The organism is Cupriavidus sp. IK-TO18 (genome assembly GCF_015549295.1).
Classification (GTDB): Bacteria; Pseudomonadota; Gammaproteobacteria; order Burkholderiales; family Burkholderiaceae; genus Cupriavidus; species Cupriavidus oxalaticus_A.
Genome location: NZ_JADGMP010000006.1, coordinates 274324 through 293162, shown reverse-complemented (window position 1 = coordinate 293162; position 18839 = coordinate 274324). Strand labels below are relative to the sequence as shown.

13 protein-coding genes and 2 pseudogenes are annotated in these 18839 nt (G+C 68.4%); 9 read left to right on the top strand and 6 right to left on the bottom strand.

The features are described 5' to 3' along the window. Positions 1-783 (top strand): biotin/lipoyl-containing protein (locus tag IPF36_RS05215; protein ID WP_304524020.1); only part of this gene is annotated, 783 nt, incomplete at its 5' end. Positions 784-805: 22 nt separating this feature from the next. Beyond that, positions 806-1675, top strand: a complete 870-nt coding sequence (locus IPF36_RS05210) for a hydroxymethylglutaryl-CoA lyase (protein ID WP_195427464.1) — start codon at positions 806-808, stop codon at positions 1673-1675. A gap of 136 nt (positions 1676-1811) precedes the next feature. Here IPF36_RS05210 and IPF36_RS05205 read toward each other — a convergent pair whose 3' ends face one another. From IPF36_RS05205 to IPF36_RS05195, 4 genes and pseudogenes are all read right to left on the bottom strand, one after another. Beyond that, positions 1812-2315, bottom strand: a complete 504-nt coding sequence (locus tag IPF36_RS05205) for a hypothetical protein (protein WP_195427480.1) — start codon at positions 2313-2315, stop codon at positions 1812-1814. 64 nt (positions 2316-2379) lie between these two features. After that, positions 2380-2688: pseudogene (locus IPF36_RS35060) on the bottom strand (type VI secretion system Vgr family protein); the annotation flags it as partial. Further along, a pseudogene (vgrG, locus tag IPF36_RS34525) lies at positions 2634-2954 on the bottom strand (type VI secretion system tip protein VgrG); the annotation flags it as partial. The pseudogenes vgrG and IPF36_RS35060, both read right to left, overlap by 55 nt. Next, positions 2911-3144, bottom strand: a complete 234-nt coding sequence (locus tag IPF36_RS05195; RefSeq protein WP_195427463.1) for a hypothetical protein — start codon at positions 3142-3144, stop codon at positions 2911-2913. The pseudogene vgrG and the gene IPF36_RS05195, both read right to left, overlap by 44 nt. A 281-nt stretch (positions 3145-3425) precedes the next feature. Here IPF36_RS05195 and IPF36_RS05190 point away from each other — a divergent pair, with 281 nt between their 5' ends. From IPF36_RS05190 to IPF36_RS05160, 7 genes are all read left to right on the top strand, one after another. Continuing rightward, positions 3426-5315 carry a sigma-54-dependent Fis family transcriptional regulator gene (locus IPF36_RS05190; protein WP_195427462.1) on the top strand — a complete coding sequence of 630 codons (1890 nt, stop codon included), beginning with the start codon at positions 3426-3428 and terminating at the stop codon, positions 5313-5315. 248 nt (positions 5316-5563) lie between these two features. Continuing rightward, the gene (locus IPF36_RS05185; protein WP_195427461.1) at positions 5564-6982 is read left to right on the top strand and encodes an aldehyde dehydrogenase family protein; all 1419 of its coding nucleotides are present in this window, start codon (positions 5564-5566) and stop codon (positions 6980-6982) included. Between the two features lie 200 nt (positions 6983-7182). Then, entirely contained in the window at positions 7183-9327 is a 2145-nt protein-coding gene (locus tag IPF36_RS05180; protein ID WP_255519678.1) for a PQQ-dependent dehydrogenase, methanol/ethanol family, read from the top strand. Between the two features lie 139 nt (positions 9328-9466). After that, the gene (locus tag IPF36_RS05175) at positions 9467-9898 is read left to right on the top strand and encodes a PaaI family thioesterase (RefSeq protein WP_240745773.1); all 432 of its coding nucleotides are present in this window, start codon (positions 9467-9469) and stop codon (positions 9896-9898) included. Between the two features lie 195 nt (positions 9899-10093). Further along, positions 10094-11026, top strand: a complete 933-nt coding sequence (gene imuA, locus IPF36_RS05170; RefSeq protein ID WP_195427460.1) for a translesion DNA synthesis-associated protein ImuA — start codon at positions 10094-10096, stop codon at positions 11024-11026. Further along, positions 10959-12527: a DNA polymerase Y family protein gene (locus tag IPF36_RS05165; protein WP_195427459.1), complete on the top strand. Its 1569-nt coding sequence runs from the start codon at positions 10959-10961 to the stop codon at positions 12525-12527. The genes imuA and IPF36_RS05165 overlap by 68 nt, the downstream gene beginning before the upstream one ends. Continuing rightward, on the top strand, positions 12524-15916 hold the full coding sequence (locus IPF36_RS05160) for an error-prone DNA polymerase (RefSeq protein WP_195427458.1): 3393 nt from the start codon (positions 12524-12526) through the stop codon (positions 15914-15916). The genes IPF36_RS05165 and IPF36_RS05160 overlap by 4 nt, the downstream gene beginning before the upstream one ends. Here IPF36_RS05160 and IPF36_RS34520 read toward each other — a convergent pair. Both IPF36_RS34520 and IPF36_RS05150 read right to left on the bottom strand, forming a co-directional pair. Further along, a complete protein-coding gene (locus tag IPF36_RS34520; protein WP_368671116.1) occupies positions 15910-16509 on the bottom strand; it encodes a MipA/OmpV family protein in 600 nt (199 codons plus the stop codon). The two genes, IPF36_RS05160 and IPF36_RS34520, sit on opposite strands and share 7 nt — an antisense overlap. Before the next feature lie 109 nt (positions 16510-16618). Next, positions 16619-18832, bottom strand: a complete 2214-nt coding sequence (locus IPF36_RS05150; protein WP_195427457.1) for a xanthine dehydrogenase family protein molybdopterin-binding subunit — start codon at positions 18830-18832, stop codon at positions 16619-16621. Positions 18833-18839: the final 7 nt, after the last annotated feature.

Below are 18839 nucleotides of genomic sequence, written 5' to 3'. Positions count from 1 at the left end.
CTGGCGCGGATGCGGCAGGCGCTGGCGGCGTATCACGTGGTCGGACTGTCGACCAACGTCGCCTTCCTGCAGCGGCTGGTGTCGTCGCAGGCGTTCCGTACGGCGGATCTCGACACCGGGCTGATCGAGCGCAACGAGAGCGAGCTGTTCCCGCAGCCCGAGCCGATCGGTATCGACACCGTCGCGCTGGCGGTCGCCGCGCTGCTGGACCGCGAGGCGCGCGAACTGCGCATCGACGCTGCCGACCGGCATTCGCCATGGACTCACGGCGGCGCCTGGCGGCTCAACAGCGGCGCGTCGCGGCAACTGCGCTTCGGCTATGGCGACCAGGTGCTCGACGTGACGCTGCAGGTCAATGCGCGCGGCAGCACGCTGGCCTACGCCGGACAGTCCGTGCCGTTCTCCGCGGTATGCAAGGCCGACGATATCCGAATCGACCTCGGCACGCGCCGCGTGCATGGACATGTTCATGCTGAGGCGGACGACTTCCACGTGTTCTCCGCGGGCCGCCAGGTGCTGCTGGGCTGGATCGATCCGCTGTCCCACGCCGGCGAGGCCGAAGGCGAGGGCGGCAAGCTGACCGCGCCGATGCCGGGCAAGGTCATCGCCGTGATGGTCGAGGCGGGCAGCACGGTCACGCGCGGCACGCCGCTGCTGGTGATGGAAGCAATGAAGATGGAACACACCATCAGCGCGCCGGCCGACGGCGTGGTCAGCGAAGTGCTCTACGGTGTTGGAGAGCAGGTCACCGAAGGCGCCCAGCTGCTGGCGTTCGGTACCTGATACTTTTACGGAGATCCGGCAGATGCATGCGGACAAGGTCAAGGTCGTTGAAGTCGGCCCACGCGACGGCCTGCAGAACGAGAAGAATCTGATCCCCACCGAGACCAAGGTGGCGTTGATCGACCAGCTCACCGACGCGGGCTTTCCCAATATCGAAGTGGCATCGTTCGTCTCGCCGAAGTGGGTGCCGCAGATGGCTGACGGAGCGCAGGTCATGGCCGCGATCAGGCGGCGCCCCGGCACCATCTACTCCGCGCTGACGCCGAACATGAAGGGCCTGGAAGGCGCGCTTGCAGCAGGCGCCGACGAGGTCGTGATCTTCGGCGCGGCCAGCGAGGCGTTCTCGCAGAAGAACATCAACTGCTCGATCGCCGAGTCGATGGCGCGCTTCGAGCCCGTGGCCGCGGCCGCCAAGGCGAAGGGCGTGCGGCTTCGCGCCAGCGTGTCGTGCGCACTGGGTTGTCCTTACCAGGGCGAGGTGCCGGTCGATGCCGTGGTCGACGTGGTCCGGCACATGCGAGAGCTGGGCTGCGACGAGATCGATATCGCCGACACCATCGGCGTGGGCACGCCAGACAAGGTAAAGAGCGTGATGCTGGCCGCGGCCACCGAATTCCCGCTGGCGCAGCTGTCCGGGCATTTCCACGACACGTATGGCCATGCCCTGGCCAACGTCGAGGCGAGCCTGGAAGCCGGCATCCGCATCTTCCATGCTTCCGTAGCCGGGCTTGGCGGGTGCCCGTATGCGAAGGGCGCGACCGGTAATGTGGCGACCGAGGCTTTGCTGCAGCGTCTGGCGAGCCTGGGGATGGAGACGGGGGTGGATCTGGATAAGGTCATTGCCGCTGCCGGACTGATCTCCAGAGCCATTGGCAAGCCGGTACTGCAGTAGCAGGAAGTCACCGCTTGCTTGGCAGACGACTATAGCCCCGTGCCGTTTCTTCTTCGGTGCGGGTCGTCCTGATCGAGCCAAGTCGTCATGCTTCGTCCGGCGTTGAAAGGTGCCGTCGCACCACGACGGTCGTCATTCATAGTCGTGGTGTCGGGATTCCCGAGGGAATGATCCTGTCGATAGCCTTCATCCCTTGCTCGAGCACTGCATCCCGGGCGGCATCCACTGCGCGTCCTGCCGCATCCCCAACTGCCTGCATCGCCCTGGCCTTGGCGGCGTCGACTTCCCGCTCGACGGACCGGGCAGTATCCTGCAGTTTGTCCAGCACACCCCTTGTTTTCATACCGAGGTGCCGCACGGCCTTGTTGTCGCCAACAAAGAAGGTCCGCGCCCACCCGTAGCCACCCGGCGCGTACTCATGGAAGTGCGGCACACGGAACCAGGCGCGGCTGTCGTGGATGTAGTTGTCGAACAACTCGATAGCCGCCTTCTCGCGCAAGGCAAAGTCGTCCACGGCCTTGGCCGAGGTGGTGGATTTCAGGTAAGGGATCATTTCCGGTGCAGGCTCGACCAGTACATCGTCCATGGGCGCGTAATCTCGGATCGCAGCGCTTTTCGTCAGCACGTCGCCATCGACCATCACGAGCAGCTTGGTCCAGGGTGGCGGCGATGCCCTGGGCCTTGTCGAGCAACTGCACGACATCTCGTACGTTCATGGCGTTGCCCTCGGCGTTCAGGCGCGAGAAAGTTGTGACGAGCATGCCAAGTGCGGCGCGCAGGGCGCTATGCGCGTCGGTACGCAACTCGAAGCCCTCGCCCCGCTTATCCTTGCGACCCTCCCAGTCGTTGACCCGGACGTTGTGGCCCAGGGCCAGCAGGCTGTTCTGATGGTCCGCGCCACCTGCACCTGCTGCTGGCCCTGCGTGTCGTCGTAGAGCGTCTGGTTGCGGCCTTCGCCGTAGAGCTCCTTGCTCTGGTAGCCGGACAAGGCAAGCTGGTTGGGCAGGTCCCACGGCGGCAGGTTGAACTGGTTGTTGACCACCCCCACGATCATAGGTCGGTCCGGATCGCCGGCGAGGTAGGCGACGATGACTTCCTGCCCGATGCGCGGCAGATGTGTGTTGCCGAAGCGGTCGCCCGAGGCAAAGTTGGACACCCGAATCCAGCAGGAACTGTTCTCGTCGTCTTTGCCGAAGCGGTCCCAGGCGAACTCGCAGCGCACCCGGCCCCATTTGTCACACCAGATTTCCTGGTTGGCGGGACCAGTAACCCTGGCAATGTGATAGCCGCCGATGTAGGGCTTGTTGACCCATTCCGGCCGGAAGAGCGATACCGACGGTCACCTCCTTGCCTTGCATGGCTGTCATGTCGAGGTCGCCAGCGGGGCCGTACAGCACGTTTCGGTCGTCGGGCGTCTTGATGGGTTTCATATTGAATTCGGCATCAAAAACTGTAGGTAAGACCTTCATCGGTGTTATCGCCGCCTGTCTGCGCAGCTTTCGTAACCCACATGTCTCATATTGAGACACTCCCCGCCTCATCCTGAGACAGCCTCGCCAAACCTGTTACACAACGCTTGAATTCGCCCGAGGGCTCTCTTAAAGTACCTTTCCAGTTCGCGCCGCCACCACCGCAGCACAGTCCGGCGCGCATAGATGACCCGGCCGCAACGACGGCCAGGCGTGCCACGGCATCGCCGCAGACCGCCGCCTCGCGGCACCGCGCGACGCCGACCACTGGAGACAAGGCAATGCCCCCTGCACCGACAAGCCTGCTGTGCGATGCCAACGTCGCGCGGCGGGACTTCCTCGATGGCAAGGATGTCCCCGCCGGCTTGGTGTCCGACCTGATCGTGCGTTCGTGGCAGCGTGCCGCGCGTGCGGGCGTGCGTCCCGAGCAGCGCATGCTGTTTTCGGATGTCATCACGCACAGCGAAGTCCGCCGCAGCGAAGAAGAGAACCGGACCCTGATCGAACTGGCCGGCGCCGACATGGAAGTGCTGGCCGGCGCCTTTCCGTCGCAGCAGTGGATCGTGCTGTGTACCAATGCCGAAGGCGTGATCGTGTCCTCCCACGGGCGCCTGGGCGCTGGGCCTGGCGGGCCGTCGCCGCTGCAGCATGGCCGGCGCATCTGCGAGACCGGCATCGGCACCAACGCACCCGGCTGCCTGCTGGCGGAGGGCGGCAGTGCCGTCGAAATCCGTCGCGGCGAGCATTTCCTGCACGAACTGGTCGACGTGGTCTGCGCGGCCGCGCCGATCTATGACTGCCATGACCGCCTGATCGGCGTGCTCGATATCACCGGCTTCGGCGTCGACTTGCCGGCCTACGCGATCAACCATGTGCGCGCGGCGGCCACGTCGATCGGCAATCGCACCTTTGAGCGGCTGCCCGGTTGCTGCATCGTGCGCCTGCACCACGACCGCCGCATGCTGCATACGCCGGCGGAAGGCATCGTGGCGGTGTCCGCCGACGGCGTGATCGTGGCGGCAAACCATACCGCCCGCGATATGCTGCGGCTCGGCAGCGCCGAGATCGGCGCGATCGATCTCGGCAGCGTCTTTGCCGAAGGCATGCATGGCCCCGGAGGCGCGGTGCAAAGCGTCGTGCGCACGGTCGCCGGCGCGCGCCTGCATGTCTCGGCGAGCGAAACCCAACGTGCGCGTTCCCGTGGCGCCACGCCACGCGCCGAGGACGCCGGTCCGCTGGCCGGCCACCTCATTGCCGATGCCACGCTGGCGCGCGCCTTCGACAAGGCCAGCATGGCGGTCGGCGCGCAGGTGCCGGTGATCCTGCTGGGCGAGACCGGCACCGGCAAGACCATGCTGGCGCGCGCGCTGCATGAGGGCAGCCGGCCGGACGGCAACTTTGTCTCGATCAACTGCTCGGCTATTCCCGAAGGGCTGGCCGAAGCCGAGCTGTTTGGCTATGCCGACGGCGCCTTTACCGGCAGCCGCCGCGGCGGCAGCGCGGGCAAGATCGAGCAGGCCAACCATGGCACGCTGTTCCTCGACGAGATCGGCGACATGCCGCTGGCACTGCAGACCCGGCTGCTGAGCGTGCTGCAGGAGCGCTGCGTCACGCGCGTCGGCGCGGCCAAGCCGATCCCGGTCGACCTGTCGGTGATCTGCGCCACGCACCGCAGCCTGCCGGAACTGGTGCGGCAGGGCGCCTTCCGTGAAGACCTGTATTTCCGCATCAACGGCATGGCGATCCGCGTTCCGGCGTTGCGCGACCGCACCGACCTGCCCGAGCTGATCGCGGCGATGCTGCAGACGCTGGCGCGCGGCCGGCGCAAGGCGCTCGATGCCGATGTGATGGCGCTGCTGATGTCGCATGCCTGGCCCGGCAATGTGCGCGAGCTGCACCAGGTGCTGCGCACTGCGGTGGCGCTGTCTGGCCTCAGCGAGGAAATCCGGCGCGAGCACCTGGACGAAAGCTGGCTGGATGCTGCAACGCGCGTGGCAGTGACTGACATCCTGCCCGCGGCGGGCCAGCCGATGCTGCTGGCGCAGGCGCAGGACGCGCTGATCCAGCGCACCCTCGACGAGCTCAGCGGTAACCGCTCCGAAGCCGCGCGCGCGCTCGGCATCTCGCGCGCAACGCTGTACCGCAAGATGGCGCGCGCCAAGATCCGCTAGACCGGTCCGCCGATCCCTCATGACCCCCGCCCGCCACGCCGTGGCGGCGGGGGTTTTTCCTTGATGGCGTGTCTTGCCTGTATCGAGACATTGGATCAGATTGCGACACACAGGGGCAGCGTCGCAACCACGCTGCCATGCGCAACTGGCGCAAAGACAAGCGCAGGTGCGCGATTTGTGCGGCAGGCACGCCGCTTGCGTTGCAGGGCATCGCATTCCAACCAGGGAACAACATGAGGAGACAAGCGATGCACGGCAATGCAGGACTGCTGATCAACGGAAAAATCGTGCAGGGCAGCGCCACGCTCGACGTGGTCAACCCCGCCACCGGCAAGGTGTTCACCACGGTGTCGCGCGCCACCGAGCGCGAGGCTGCTGCGGCGGTCGCCGCCGCCAAGGCCGCGCAGCCGGGCTGGGCCGCGCTGGAACTGCCGCAGCGGCGCGCGCTGCTGCTGCGCTTCGCCGACGCGCTGCACGGCAACGCGGAGGACCTGGCCGCCACGCTGGTGCTGGAGCAGGGCAAGCCGCTGGCCGAGGCGCGTCAGGAACTGCAGTTCGCCGAAGCCTTCGTGCGCCATATCGCCGGGCTGGAGCTGCCGGTATCGCTGGTGCAGGACGACGCCACCCACCGCATCGAGCTGCACCACAAGCCGCTGGGTGTGGTGGCCGCCATCGCGGCATGGAATTTCCCGGTGCTGATCGCTGCCTACAAGCTCGCGCCGGCGCTGCTGATGGGCAATACCGTGGTGCTCAAGCCCGCGCCGACCACACCTGTGGCAACGCTGCAGCTTGGGGCGATCCTGTCCGACCTGCTGCCGCCGGGCGTGGTCAACATCATCACCGATGCCAATGACCTGGGCAGCTACCTGACTTCGCACCCCGACGTGGCCAAGGTCTCGTTCACGGGCTCGACCGCGACCGGCAAGAAGGTGATGGCAAGCGCCGGCCCGGGGCTGAAGCGCATCACGCTGGAACTGGGCGGCAACGACGCGGCCATCGTGCTCGACGATGCCGACGTGGCGGAAATCGCGCCGAAGATCTTCGGCAGCGCTTTCTACAACTGCGGGCAGGTATGCCTGGCGCTGAAGCGGCTGTACGTGCATGCGTCGGTCCATGACGCGCTGTGCGACGCGCTGGCCGACCTGGCCGGGCGCACGGTGGTAGGCAATGGCGCGGAAGCAGGCGTCACGATGGGCCCGCTGCAGAACGCCATGCAGTACGACAAGGCCGACCGCTTCCTGGCCAGCGCGCGCCGCGACGGCAAGATCCTGGCGGGTGGCGCCTTGCTCAAGGGCGATGGCTACTTCGTCGCCCCGACCATCGTGCGCGACCTGACCGACCAGAGCGAGCTGGTGACCGAGGAGCAGTTCGCGCCGATCCTGCCGGTGCTGAAGTTCGACAGCATCGACGAGGCCGTGGCGCGCGCCAACGGTACGCCGTATGGGCTGGGTGGCTCGGTGTGGTCCAGCGACGAAGAGCGCGCCTATGGGGTGGCGTGGCGTCTCGACGTGGGTACGGCATGGGTCAACCACCACCTGCATTTCGGCCCGCACATCCCGCTGGTGGGCGCCAAGGAGTCCGGCGTCGGCGTGGAATTCGGGCCGGAAGGGCTGGCCGAGTATGCGCAACTGAGCGTGATCAATATCGCGCGCGCGCAGGCCTGCTGACGCGGCCACGCCCGCTGCGCGGCGGGCGACACAGGCAAGAAGAAAACCGGAAGTCGCGCAGCGCGACCGCGTCTATGCGGGTGGCAACGGCGTCGCCGGCGGCAACCTGGATTCGGACGTAGGCATTATTCGCTATGGGCGCTTCATGGAGGTCGGTGTTCTGACACGCCAAATCAATTAAGAAGACAGAGGAGACCAAGATGCATAGCAACAAGCAACGCCTGCTGGTGAGCATGGTGGCCGCGGCCAGCGTGGCGCTGCCGGCGCCGATGGCATTCGGCGCCGAAGGCAACGCCGCTCCCCGCCCGGCAAAAAAGGCGCACAAGCCGGCGAACGCCGCCGCGCGCGTGGACGGCGCCGCGATCCGCGCCAACGAGGCCGGCACGCCGAACTGGCCCAGCTACGGCCTGGATTACGCCGAGACCCGCTTCAGCAAGCTCGAGCAGGTCAACGCGGGCAACGTCAAGGACCTGGGGCTGGCCTGGTCCTACGACCTGGAATCGACGCGCGGCGTGGAGGCGACGCCGCTGGTGGTCGATGGCGTGATGTACGTCTCCGCACCGTGGAGCGTGGTGCATGCCATCGACGCGCGCACCGGCAAGCGCCTGTGGACCTACGACCCGCAGGTACCGCGCGACCAGGCCTACAAGGGCTGCTGCGACGTGGTCAATCGCGGCGTGGCGCTGTACCAGGGCAAGGTCTTCGTCGGCGCGTTCGACGGCCGGCTGGTGGCGATCGATGCCGCCACCGGCAAGAAGGTGTGGGAGCAGGACACCATCGTCGATCGCAGCAAGTCCTATACGATCACCGGCGCGCCGCGCGTCTACAAGGGCAAGGTGATCATCGGCAACGGCGGCGCAGAGTACGGCGTGCGCGGCTACATCACCGCCTACGATGCCGAGACCGGCAAGCAGCAATGGCGCTGGTACACGGTTCCGGGCGACCCCGCCAGGCCCTTCGAGAACGAAGCCATGGCAAAGGCCGCGGCCACCTGGGACCCCAGCGGCAAGTACTGGGTCAACGGTGGCGGCGGCACGGTCTGGAACACCATGGCGTTCGACCCCGGCCTGAACCTGATGTACATCGGCACCGGCAACGCCGGCCCGTGGAGCCGCAAGCTGCGCAGCCCGAAGGGCGGCGACAACCTCTACGCGGCCTCCGTGGTGGCGCTGAACCCGGACACTGGCGAATACGTCTGGCACTACCAGGAAACCCCGGGCGACAACTGGGACTACACCTCGACGCAGGACATCATCCTGGCCGACCTGAAGATCGACGGCCAGCCGCGCAAGGTGATCCTGCACGCGCCCAAGAACGGCTTCTTCTTCGTGATCGACCGGACCAATGGCAAGTTCATCTCGGCCAAGAACTTCGTCGACGTCAACTGGGCCTCGGGCTATGACAAGGACGGCCGGCCGATCGAGACGCCGCAGTCGGACACTTCGGGCAAGCCGGCGGATATCGTGCCGGGGCCGTTCGGCGCGCACAACTGGCATTCGATGTCGTTCCACCCGAAGCTGGGGCTGGCCTTTATCCCGGCGCAGCACGTGCCGCTGACGCTGGCCGACAACAAGGAGTGGGCCCACAACCAGAAGGACTCTCCCGAGGCGCATCGCGGCGTGGGCTGGAACCTGGGCATGCTGGTCAATGCCGAGCCCCCCAGGAGCAAGCCGATGGGGCGGCTGATCGCGTGGGACCCGCTGGCGCAGAAGGCGGTATGGCACCAGGACCATGCCGGCCCGTGGAACGGCGGCACGCTCGCGACCGCCGGCAACCTGGTGTTCCAGGGCACGGCGGACGGGCGGCTGGTGGCGTATCACGCCGGCACCGGCGAGAAGCTGTGGCAGGCGCCGACCGGCTCCGGCGTGGTGGCGGCGCCGGTGACCTACCTGCTCGACGGCAAGCAGTATGTGTCGGTGGCGGTGGGCTGGGGCGGCGTGTATGGCCTGAGCCAGCGCGGCAGCGACAGGCAGGCGCCGGGACGGGTCTACACCTTTGTGCTCAACGGCAAGAAGCCGATGCCCGAGTCGGCGCCCTACGCGATGGCGCCGCTGCTGAGCGGGGTGAAATACGACCCGGCCAAGGTCGCCGACGGGCAGAAGCTCTACGTCAACAACTGCGTCTTCTGCCATGGCGTGCCGGGTGTCGACAAGGGCGGCAATATTCCCAACCTGGCCTATGTCGGCGCGCCGATGATCGAGCACCTGGACAAGATCCTGTTCAACGGGCCGTTGGTGCAGAAGGGCATGCCGGATTTCACCGGCAAGCTGACGGCGGAGGACGTGGTCAAGATCCAGGCATTTATCCAGGGCACCGCCGACGCGGTGCGGCCGAAGAAGCCCTGACGGAAGTGCGCGCGCGGGCCGGCACTGGCCCGCGCGCTTCGTGCACGCCAAAGTGGCTGTTCGCCAAATCGGAATTGTTTGGGGCCGCGAATCGCGAGGAAATACCGCCTGGACAAATTTAGCCGTGGTGAGCAGTGAAATGAAAATCCAAGCAACGGAAATCGTGATGGAGGGTGGCGCCGGCGGCGGTTTCTCTCTCGACAATCCCGCCCTCGAAAGCATCGGTGTCCGCATCACGCAGTGGCGCCCCGATTACGTGGAGCTTGAACTGCCGGTCACGTCCAGCATGCTGAACCGCAGCCGCGTGGTCCATGGCGGCACGATCTGCACGCTGCTGGACGCCGCCACCGGCTATGCCGGCCTATTCTCGGCGCCGGGCGAGGCGGCGCGGCATGCGGTGACGCTGTCGCTGACTTCCAACTTCCTGAGCAACGGCACGGGCAGTGTGTTGACGGCCAAGGGCACCGTCGATCGGCGCGGGCGCTCGATTTTCTTTTCGCGTGCCGAGGTCTGGCTTGACCAGGAGTTGCTGGTGGCGACCGGCGTTGCCACGATGAAATACCTGAAGTAGGCCCACGGGGCGTTCGCGCCCCTTTCTCTTCTTCGGAGGCGGAGCCCGTCCGCCCGATCCGTTCCTCCGGTGCTCCGCGCACCACCCTGGCATCCTTCGCGCGTCTACCCCTTGCGCTTGCCTCGATACTGTATAAATATACAGTTATCGTAAATATCCTATTTCCTCGCTTCCCGCGAGCGACACCGACTTCACATGCCTGCGCAATCGTACGCAGCCCCGCCCATGGCGGCGGAGGGCGTTCTTTTCCCTGCGCCGACGCCGGCCAGGTCCGCAGCCCCGGCAGCCCCGGCAGCCCCGGCAGCCCACGCTACCCGGCAGCAGGCGCTGTCGGCGCTCGAGCAGCGCTATCCCGGCCTGTGGCGCGCCGGCCAGCTTGGCCGTGCCGGCAGCGCCGCGGTGTGCCCGACCGGGTATGACGCGCTCTCGGCCGAACTGCCGGGCGGCGGCTGGCCGGCGGGCGGACTGACCGAACTGCTGACCACGCAGGGCGGCGCGGGCGAACTGCGCCTGCTGCTGCCGGCGCTGCGCGTGCTGGCCGGGGCAGGGCGCCGCATCGCGCTGGTGGCGCCGCCTTGCTTGCCCAATGCCATGGGCCTGGCCGCGGCCGGCCTGCCGGCGCGCCAGCTGTACTGGCTGCGCCCGCCAGCCGGCGCGGCCAAGGCTGCGCAACAGGCCGACATGCTGTGGGCGGCCGAGCAGGTGCTGCGCAGCCAGGCCTTCGGCGGCGTGCTGGTGTGGCTGCCCGCGGCCCGGCCCGAGGCGCTGCGCCGGCTGCAGGTGCTGGCCCAAGCCGGCGACGCGGTGGTGTGGGCGCTGCGCCCGGCCGCGGCGCTGCGCGAGTCGTCGCCGGCGGTGCTGCGCCTGCTGCTGGCGCCGCAGCCTGGCAATGTGCTGTCGATCACCTTCCACAAGCGACGCGGGCCGGTGCGCGATACGCCGTTGCTGCTGCGCCTGGGCGGGATGGAGGCAGCCATGCGCACGGCCGCCTGGCCCGTGCCCGCCGGCGCCCCGGCCGCCGCGCCTTCCGTTGTGTCTTCGTCTTCTCAGTCTTCTACCGATGCCGTACTGGATCGCGGTGCACCTGCCGCGCCTGCCCCTGGACGCACTGCAGCCCAACTGGCCTGAGCCGGCTGCCTCCAGCCCATCCTCCGTCACCGGCACGCTGCACCATGCGCTGCCGGTGGCGGTGATGGCGCAGGAGCAGGTGGTGCTGGCCAACGGTCCCGCGATGCAGCTGGGCGTGCGCTACGGCATGCGCCGCGGCGGCGTGCAGGCGCTGTCGGCGGACATCGTGCAGCTGGAACGCGACCTGGTTGCGGAAGAGGCGCTAATGGAAACGGTGGCGCTGGCGCTGCTGCGCTTCACGCCGGCCGTGACCTTCGACGAGGAACCGGAAGCGGCCACCGTGATGCTCGACGTCACCGCCAGCCTGCGCCTCTTTGGCGGCCACCGCGCGCTGTGCCGCGCGGTGCGCGCCTGCGTGCGCCAGCTCGGCACCATTGCCCAGGTGGGCAGCGGCCCGACCGCGCACGGCGCCGCCTGGCTGGCGCGCCAGCCGCTGCGGCGCACCCGCCGCGGCGTGGTGCGGCCCGCGCGCCGGGCGGTGGGCATGGCGCGGCTGCACCGGCTGCTCGACCGCCTGCCGGTCGAGGCGCTGCACACGCTGGCCGACCCGGCCTGGCTCGACGGCATCGGCTGCCGCACGCTGGGCGAGGTGCGGCGCCTGCCGCGCGCCGGCCTGACCCGGCGGCTGGGCCCGGCGCTGCTGGCGCGGCTGGACCAGGCCTATGGCGAGGCCCCGGCGCGCTTTGCCTGGTACGCGGCGCCGCCCACGTTCGCGCAGCGCATGGACCTGCCCGGGCGCATCGAATCCGCCGAAGGCGTGCTGGCCGGCGCGCAGCGCCTGCTGCTGGCGCTGGCCGGCTGGCTGGCGCTGCTGCAGGCCGGCGTCACGCGCTGCGCGCTGGTGCTGGAGCATGAGCGCTACCGGCGCGGCGTCGATACCGAAGGGACGCCGGTCGCGCTCGGCCTCGCCCAGCCCAGCCGCGATCCCGCGCACCTGTCGCGGCTGCTGCGCGAAAAGCTCGACAAGCTCAACTTCCACGCCCCGGTCACCGGCCTGGCGCTGCGCGTGGAAGCGATGCAGGCCTGCGTGCCGCAGAGCGACGCGCTGTTCCCAGAGCCCGGCGGCTCGCCGGAAGACCTGGGCCGCCTGCTCGATACGCTGATGGCGCGGCTGGGCCGTGACAACGTGCTGCAGCCGCGGCCCTTGGCCGACCACCGTCCCGAGCGCGCCAACCGCTGGGTGCCGGTCGACGAACCGCAGCCCGGTGGCAAGGCTGGCGGCATGCCCGGCCCGCTGCCGGAGCGCCCGCTGTGGCTGCTGCCGCAACCGCTGCCGCTGCCGGTGCAGCAGCACCGCCCCAGCCACGGCGGGCCGCTGGCGCTGCTGAGCCGGCCCGAGCGCATCGAGGCCGGCTGGTGGGACGGTGCATTAGCCACGCGCGATTACTTCATCGCCGAGCGCGCCGACGGCCTGCGCTGCTGGATCTATCGCGAGCGCCCCGGCCACGGCGCGGACGAGGGCAGCGAGTACCGCTGGTTCCTGCACGGGCTGTTCGCATGACGCCGGTGATCCCTTCGCTGCCCGGCCTGCTGCCGGCGCTGCCGGACTACGTGGAGCTGCACTGCATCTCCAACTTCACCTTCCTCACCGGCGCCTCGCACCCGGGCGAGCTGATCGAACGCGCCTTCGGCCTGGGCTACCGCGGGCTGGCACTGACGGATGAATGCTCGGTGGCCGGCACCGCGCGCGCGCACGATGCGATCCAGACGCTGCGCAAGCGCCTGCACGACGCGGTGGCACGCAGCGCGGCGCGCGGCGCGGAGGCGGACATCGACGAGCCGCTGCTCGATCCCGAAGGCGACGCCGATACCGGCGAGGACGACCCTGCCGCGCACGCCAGCCGCCACCAGCGGCTGCAGGCGCTGGCCGCCGCCGCCGACGGCTTCGCGCTGCTGATTGGCAGCCGCTTCAGCCTGCCGCCTGCGGATCGCTCCGACCGCCCCGACCGCCCCCCGCTGCGGTTGGTGCTGATCGCCCGGCACCGCGACGGCTTCGGCAACCTGTCCGAGCTGATCACGCTGGGCCGCCGCCGCGCGCAGAAGGGCAGCTACCGGCTGCACCCCGAGGACATCGCCGCGCCGACCGGCGACGAAGCCCACCTGCGCGGCATGCCGGGCTGCCTGGCGCTGCTGCTGCCCGACTATTGCGCCGATCCCGAGCTGCTGCGCGAACAGGCGCAGTGGTGCCGCGACGTCTTCGGCGAGCGCGCATGGATCGCACTGGAACTGCTGCAAGGCCATGCCGACGGCTTGCACCGCGCGCGCCTGGAAGCCGTGTCGGCGCAGACCGGCGTGCCGCTGGCCGCCGCCGGCGCGGTCACCATGCACGTGCGCTCGCGCAAGCCGCTGTCGGACGTGATGACCGCGATCCGGCTCGGCCAGCCGCTGGCCGAATGCGGCATGGCGCTGGCGCCCAATGCCGAGCAGCACCTGCGCATGCGCCAGGTGCTGTCGCGCCTGTACCCGCGCGATGCGCTGGCGCAGACGCTGAAGATTGCCGCGCAGTGTGATTTCTCGCTGGGCATGCTGCGTTATGAATATCCCGAGGAGCTGGTGCCGCCGGGCTTCACGCCGATCTCTTACCTGCGCGAGGAAGTGAAGCGCGGCAAGGCCGAACGTTTTCCCAATGGCTTGAAGCCGGAATGGGAAAAGCAACTGGAGGAAGAGCTGCAGCTGATCGAGGAAAAACAGTACGAGCCCTTCTTTCTCACCGTGCACGACATCGTGCGCTTTGCCCGCGCCAACGGCATCCTGTGCCAGGGCCGCGGTTCGGCCGCCAACTCGCTGGTGTGCTTCTGCCTGTATGTGACCGAGGTCAGTCCCGAGCAGGCCAACCTGCTGTTCGGCCGCTTCCTGTCGCGCGAGCGCGATGAGCCGCCCGATATCGACGTCGACTTCGAGCACCAGCGGCGGGAGGAGGTGATCCAGTACATCTACCAGAAGTACGGCCGCCACCGTGCTGCGCTGGCGGCGTCGCTGATCACTTACCGTTCGCGCAGCGCGCTGCGCGACGTTGGCCGCGCGCTGGGCATCGACGCCAGCGTGGTCGAGCAGGTGGTCAAGGGCCAGGCCTGGTGGGACGGCCCCGGCTTCGTGGAGAAGATCGCGCGCTACGGGCTCGATCCCGACTCGCCGGCAGTGCAGCAGTGGGCCAGCCTGACCGCGCAGCTGCGCGGCTTTCCGCGCCATCTGTCGCAGCACGTGGGTGGCTTCGTGATTGCGCGCCACAAGCTGTCGCGGCTGGTGCCGATCGAGAATGCGGCCATGGCGGACCGCAGCGTGATCCAGTGGGACAAGGATGATCTGGAATCGCTGGGCCTGCTCAAGGTCGATGTGCTGGCGCTGGGCATGCTGTCGGCGATCCGGCGTGCGCTGGAGATGATCCCCAACCCTGACAAGACGCGTGCGGGCTTGCCGGCGCGCATGGAAGACATCCCCAAGGAAGACCCGGAAACCTACGACATGATCTGCAAGGCCGACACCATCGGCGTGTTCCAGATCGAATCGCGCGCGCAGCAGTCGATGCTGCCACGATTGCAGCCACGCGCGTATTACGACCTGGTGGTGGAAGTGGCGATCGTGCGCCCCGGCCCGATCCAGGGCGGCATGGTCCACCCTTACCTGAAGCGGCGCGAGGCGTTCCGCTTGACGAAGAAGCCGCCGGTCTACTTCAACGCCGTGATCGAGAAGGTGCTGGGCCGCACGCTGGGCGTGCCGATCTTCCAGGAGCAGGTGATGCAGCTGGCCATCGACGCAGCCGGTTTCTCGCCGGGACAGGCCGACCAGCTGCGGCGCTCGATGGCCGCGTGGCGCAGGCGCGGCGACCTGCGCCAGCACCAGGACGCGCTGGTGCGCGCGCTGACCGGCAATGGCTATCCGGAATCGTTTGCGCTGGCGATCTGCAAGCAGATCGAGGGGTTTGGCGAATACGGCTTCCCGGAGAGCCATGCGGCCAGTTTTGCCAAGCTGGTGTATGTCAGCTCGTGGCTCAAATGCCACCATCCGGCGGCTTTCCTGTGCGCGCTGCTGAACAGCCAGCCGATGGGATTCTATTCGCCGTCGCAGCTGGTGCAGGATGCGCAGCGGCATGATGTGGTGGTCTTGCCGGTGGACGTCACGTCGAGCCGGTGGGAAAGCACGCTGGAGCCGGTGGAGGCCGATGCCGCGCAAACGCATCCGCGCGTGCGCCTCGGCCTGAGCCGCGCCAAGGGCATGCGCGAGGAGGCCGCGCGGCGGATCGAGGATGCGCGTGCGCAGCGTGCGTTCGACAGTGTGGAAGACCTGGCGCTGCGTGCCGCGCTGGATCGGCATGATATCGACGTGCTGGCCGCTTCAGACGCGTTGGCGCCGCTTGCGGGTCATCGTCGGCAGGCGCGGTGGCAGGCACGCGCGGCGGCCGAGCATGCGGCGCACCGCGATCTGCTGTACGAGGCGCCGCCGGCGGAAGATGCGCTCGTGCTGCCCGCGCCGCGGCTGGGAGAGGATGTGACGGCGGACTACGCCAGCCTCGGGCTCTCGCTCAAGTCGCATCCGCTGGCGTTGTTGCGGGACAGGTTGAAGGCGATGCGGTTTGCTACCGCGAGTCAGCTGCAGCGCTGTGGCAATGGGCGGCGGGTGAGGGCTTGCGGGATTGTCACGGTGCGGCAGCGGCCTGCTACGGCCAGTGGAACTATTTTTGCGACGATCGAGGATGAGACTGGTACGGTCAATCTGATCTTATGGCCGGATCTGGTGGAAAGGCAGCGGAAGGAGGTGTTGGGGGCTACGTTGCTGGGGGTAGTGGGGACCTGGCAGCGGCAGGGGGACGTGCGGCACCTTGTGGCTAAGGAACTGGTGGATCTTAGTCCTTTGCTGGGGAGGTTGATGGTGGGGAGTCGGGATTTTCATTGAGGTCTTTGTTTTTTTGTTTTTTGTCCTGCGGCCTGCATCTGGTAGATATTTGATATGCCCTGGTTTCGCCCCTTTAGGCCGCCGAGGCTGCGGCGCGCGTCGATGCGCAGCACCAGCGGGAATTCCCTGGACACGGCGTATTCCGCAAACAGCTTGCCTTCCGGCGCGGGATTGATATTGCCCATGCCATCCGGGTGCGGCGATTCGTTTTGCCCGCGCCGGCCAAAGTTGTACGACAGCGCAATGCCGGCGCGCCAGTTCTTGCCGCGCAGCACGTTGACACCAATCCCTTCGCCGATCATTGCAAAGGCCAGGTCACGGTAGCAGATATCAATGCTGGGACCGCCCACGAAGATATATTCGGACGACCCGTCATAGCGCGGCCGTACCATGGCCGCGGCGCCCAGTCGAACCTGCCAGTCCGGGATGTCGTCCTCGAACAGTTTCTGCAGCGGGACGCCGGCAGAGAATTGCCATTCAGCCAGAGGCGCCGGGGTCTGGGGGCACGCCGCGGCGGGAAAGAGCGCTGCGCAAGAAGCCGCCAGCAGGGCGGCGAGGCACGGGGACGGACGCTTCAGGGTGGGGACGTTCACGGCAGCCTCCAGGCCCGCGGCGCGGACAGACAGGTCGCGGGCACTGCCCCGTGGCGACATCTCTCCATCGGAAGGCCGCTTGCGCAACCACCGGCGTGCCGTCCGGCCGTCAGTCCAGCAGCTTGTCGGGCGTCAGCGGCAGGTCGCGCACGCGCCGTCCGGTCGCGTGGTACACGGCATTGGCAATGGCGGCGGCGACCCCCACGATGCCGATCTCGCCGATGCCCTTGGTGCCCAGCGCATTGATATGCGGGTCGTGCCCGTCCAGCATGTCGACGTCGATCTCGCCCACGTCGGCGCTGACCGGTACATGGTATTCGGCGAGGTTGGCATTGGCCACGCGGCCGGTGGCGAGGTCCAGTTCGCTTTTCTCATGCAGCGCCATGCCGATGCCCCAGACGATGCCGCCCACCAGCTGGCTATGCGCTGTCTTGCGGTTCAGCACGCGGCCCACGTCGTAGCAGCCGGCCACGCGATGCACGCGGACCTCGCCCAGGTCGGGATCGACATGCACTTCGGCAAAGACCGCGCCGAAGGCGTGCATCGAGTACTGCTTGCGCTCATCGCCCGGCCTGGCGCTGGCGTGGGCCTCGACAGGCTGGCCGCCGGCGCGCGTGACGGCGGCGCCGACCGGCTCGCGGCGCGACGGGTCGCTGCGCAGCCGCAGCCAGCCGTCCACGACCTCCACGTCATCCGGGCGAGCGCCGTAGAACGGCGAGGCGGGATCGGCCACGGCCAGCGCCACCAGCTTGCCGCGCGCAGCGGCGCAGGCCTGCTGCACCGCCGGCGCGACGCTGGCTGCCGACTGCGATCCGCCCGAGACCGGCGCCTCCGGAAAATCCGTATCGCCCAGTTCAAAGCGCACGCGCTCCAGCGGCAGGCCGAGCGCGTCGGCCGCCACCTGCGTCATCACGGTATAGGTGCCGGTGCCAAGGTCCTGCGAGCCGCTGCGCACCAGCGCGGTCCCGTCCGGCAGGATGCGCGCCAGCGCGCTCGCGGCCGAACGGTTGGCAGGGTAGGTGGCGGTGGCCATTCCCAGGCCCACCAGCTTGCCGCCGGCCTGCATCGAACGCGGCTTCGGATTGCGGCGCGACCAATCAAAGCGCTCGGCCGCCACGCGATAGCATTCGCGCAGCGATTTGCTGGAGAAGGGCATCTGCTTGTGCGGATCGGTATCGGCGTGGTTGCGCAGGCGCAACTCAAGCGGATCGATGCCGAGCCGATCGGCCAGCTCATCCAGCGCGCACTCCAATGCGAAGCTCCCCGGAGCCTCGCCCGGCGCGCGCATGAAGGTCATGGTGCCGACCTGCAGCCGTACCACCCGGTGGCTGGTCTGCAGGTTGGGGCATGCGTAGAGCGATCGCGTCAGCACGGCGCAAGTCTCGAGCCATTCCTCGAGCTGCGCGCTGCCGATGACGACGTCGTGGCGCATCGCCTGCAGGCGGCCATCGCCGCCGGCAGCGGCGAGTACGCGCTGTTCGGTGACGGGCCGCGCGCCCACCGGCCCGAACATCTGCACGCGCTCGATTACCAGCTTGACCGGCCTGGCGGCCGCGCGCGCCGCCATGGCCGCCAGCACCACGTGCGACCACATCGAACCCTTGCAGCCGAAGCCGCCGCCGACGAAGGGGCAGCGCACGCGCACCTTGCCGGCCGGGATGCCGAACGTGGCCGCTACCGCCTTGCGCACGCCGCTGACGTACTGGGTGGAGTCGTACAGCGTCAGGTTGTCGTCGTCCCAGGCGGCGATGGTGGCATGCGGTTCCATCGGGTTGTGGTGCTCCATCGGCGTGGTGTAAACCGCGTCGACCGTCGCGCTCGCTGAATGCAGCGCGGCGTCGACATCGCCGCGATGGCTGTCGGCCTCGCCAGCGTCTTCGCCCCGCGGCCTGGCGGCGTGCAGGCGCGCCTGCGCGAAATCCAGCACGGCCGGCTGCTCGCGGTAGCGGACCACCAGCCGCGCCGCCGCATCGCGCGCCTGGTCCAGCGTATCGGCCACGACCACGGCGATGGGCTGGTTGTTGTAGTGGACCGCGGTGTCCTGCAGCAGCGTCATTACGTGTCCGGCGGTCGGCGTATCTGCCCCGGCCTTGCCGCCCCTGGGCAGCTTCGGCGCGTTGAAGGGCGTCATGACCAGCCGGACGCCGGGCAACTGCTGGCACGCGGCGCTGTCGATCGATTCCACCTTGCCATGCGGGATAGTGCTGGTGACCATCACCGCGTGGACCAGTCCCGGCAGGACATGGTCGGCCGTGTAGCGTGCGCGGCCGGTGACCTTGAGCACGCCGTCGGTGCGGTCGATGGGAGCGCCGGTAACGCTCATTGCAATG

Excerpts from the sequence above, each read along its gene's own strand:
- IPF36_RS05150 (WP_195427457.1), bottom strand. The coding sequence starts at position 18,832 with ATGAGCGTTACCGGCGCTCCCATCGACCGCACCGACGGCGTGCTCAAG.
- IPF36_RS05185 (WP_195427461.1), top strand. The coding sequence starts at position 5,564 with ATGCACGGCAATGCAGGACTGCTGATCAACGGAAAAATCGTGCAGGGC.
- IPF36_RS05190 (WP_195427462.1), top strand. The coding sequence starts at position 3,426 with ATGCCCCCTGCACCGACAAGCCTGCTGTGCGATGCCAACGTCGCGCGG.
- imuA (WP_195427460.1), top strand. The coding sequence starts at position 10,094 with ATGCCTGCGCAATCGTACGCAGCCCCGCCCATGGCGGCGGAGGGCGTT.
- IPF36_RS05210 (WP_195427464.1), top strand. The coding sequence starts at position 806 with ATGCATGCGGACAAGGTCAAGGTCGTTGAAGTCGGCCCACGCGACGGC.
- IPF36_RS05205 (WP_195427480.1), bottom strand. The coding sequence starts at position 2,315 with ATGGTCGATGGCGACGTGCTGACGAAAAGCGCTGCGATCCGAGATTAC.
- IPF36_RS05175 (WP_240745773.1), top strand. The coding sequence starts at position 9,467 with ATGAAAATCCAAGCAACGGAAATCGTGATGGAGGGTGGCGCCGGCGGC.
- IPF36_RS05160 (WP_195427458.1), top strand. The coding sequence starts at position 12,524 with ATGACGCCGGTGATCCCTTCGCTGCCCGGCCTGCTGCCGGCGCTGCCG.
- IPF36_RS05195 (WP_195427463.1), bottom strand. The coding sequence starts at position 3,144 with ATGAAGGTCTTACCTACAGTTTTTGATGCCGAATTCAATATGAAACCC.
- IPF36_RS05180 (WP_255519678.1), top strand. The coding sequence starts at position 7,183 with ATGCATAGCAACAAGCAACGCCTGCTGGTGAGCATGGTGGCCGCGGCC.
- IPF36_RS05165 (WP_195427459.1), top strand. The coding sequence starts at position 10,959 with ATGCCGTACTGGATCGCGGTGCACCTGCCGCGCCTGCCCCTGGACGCA.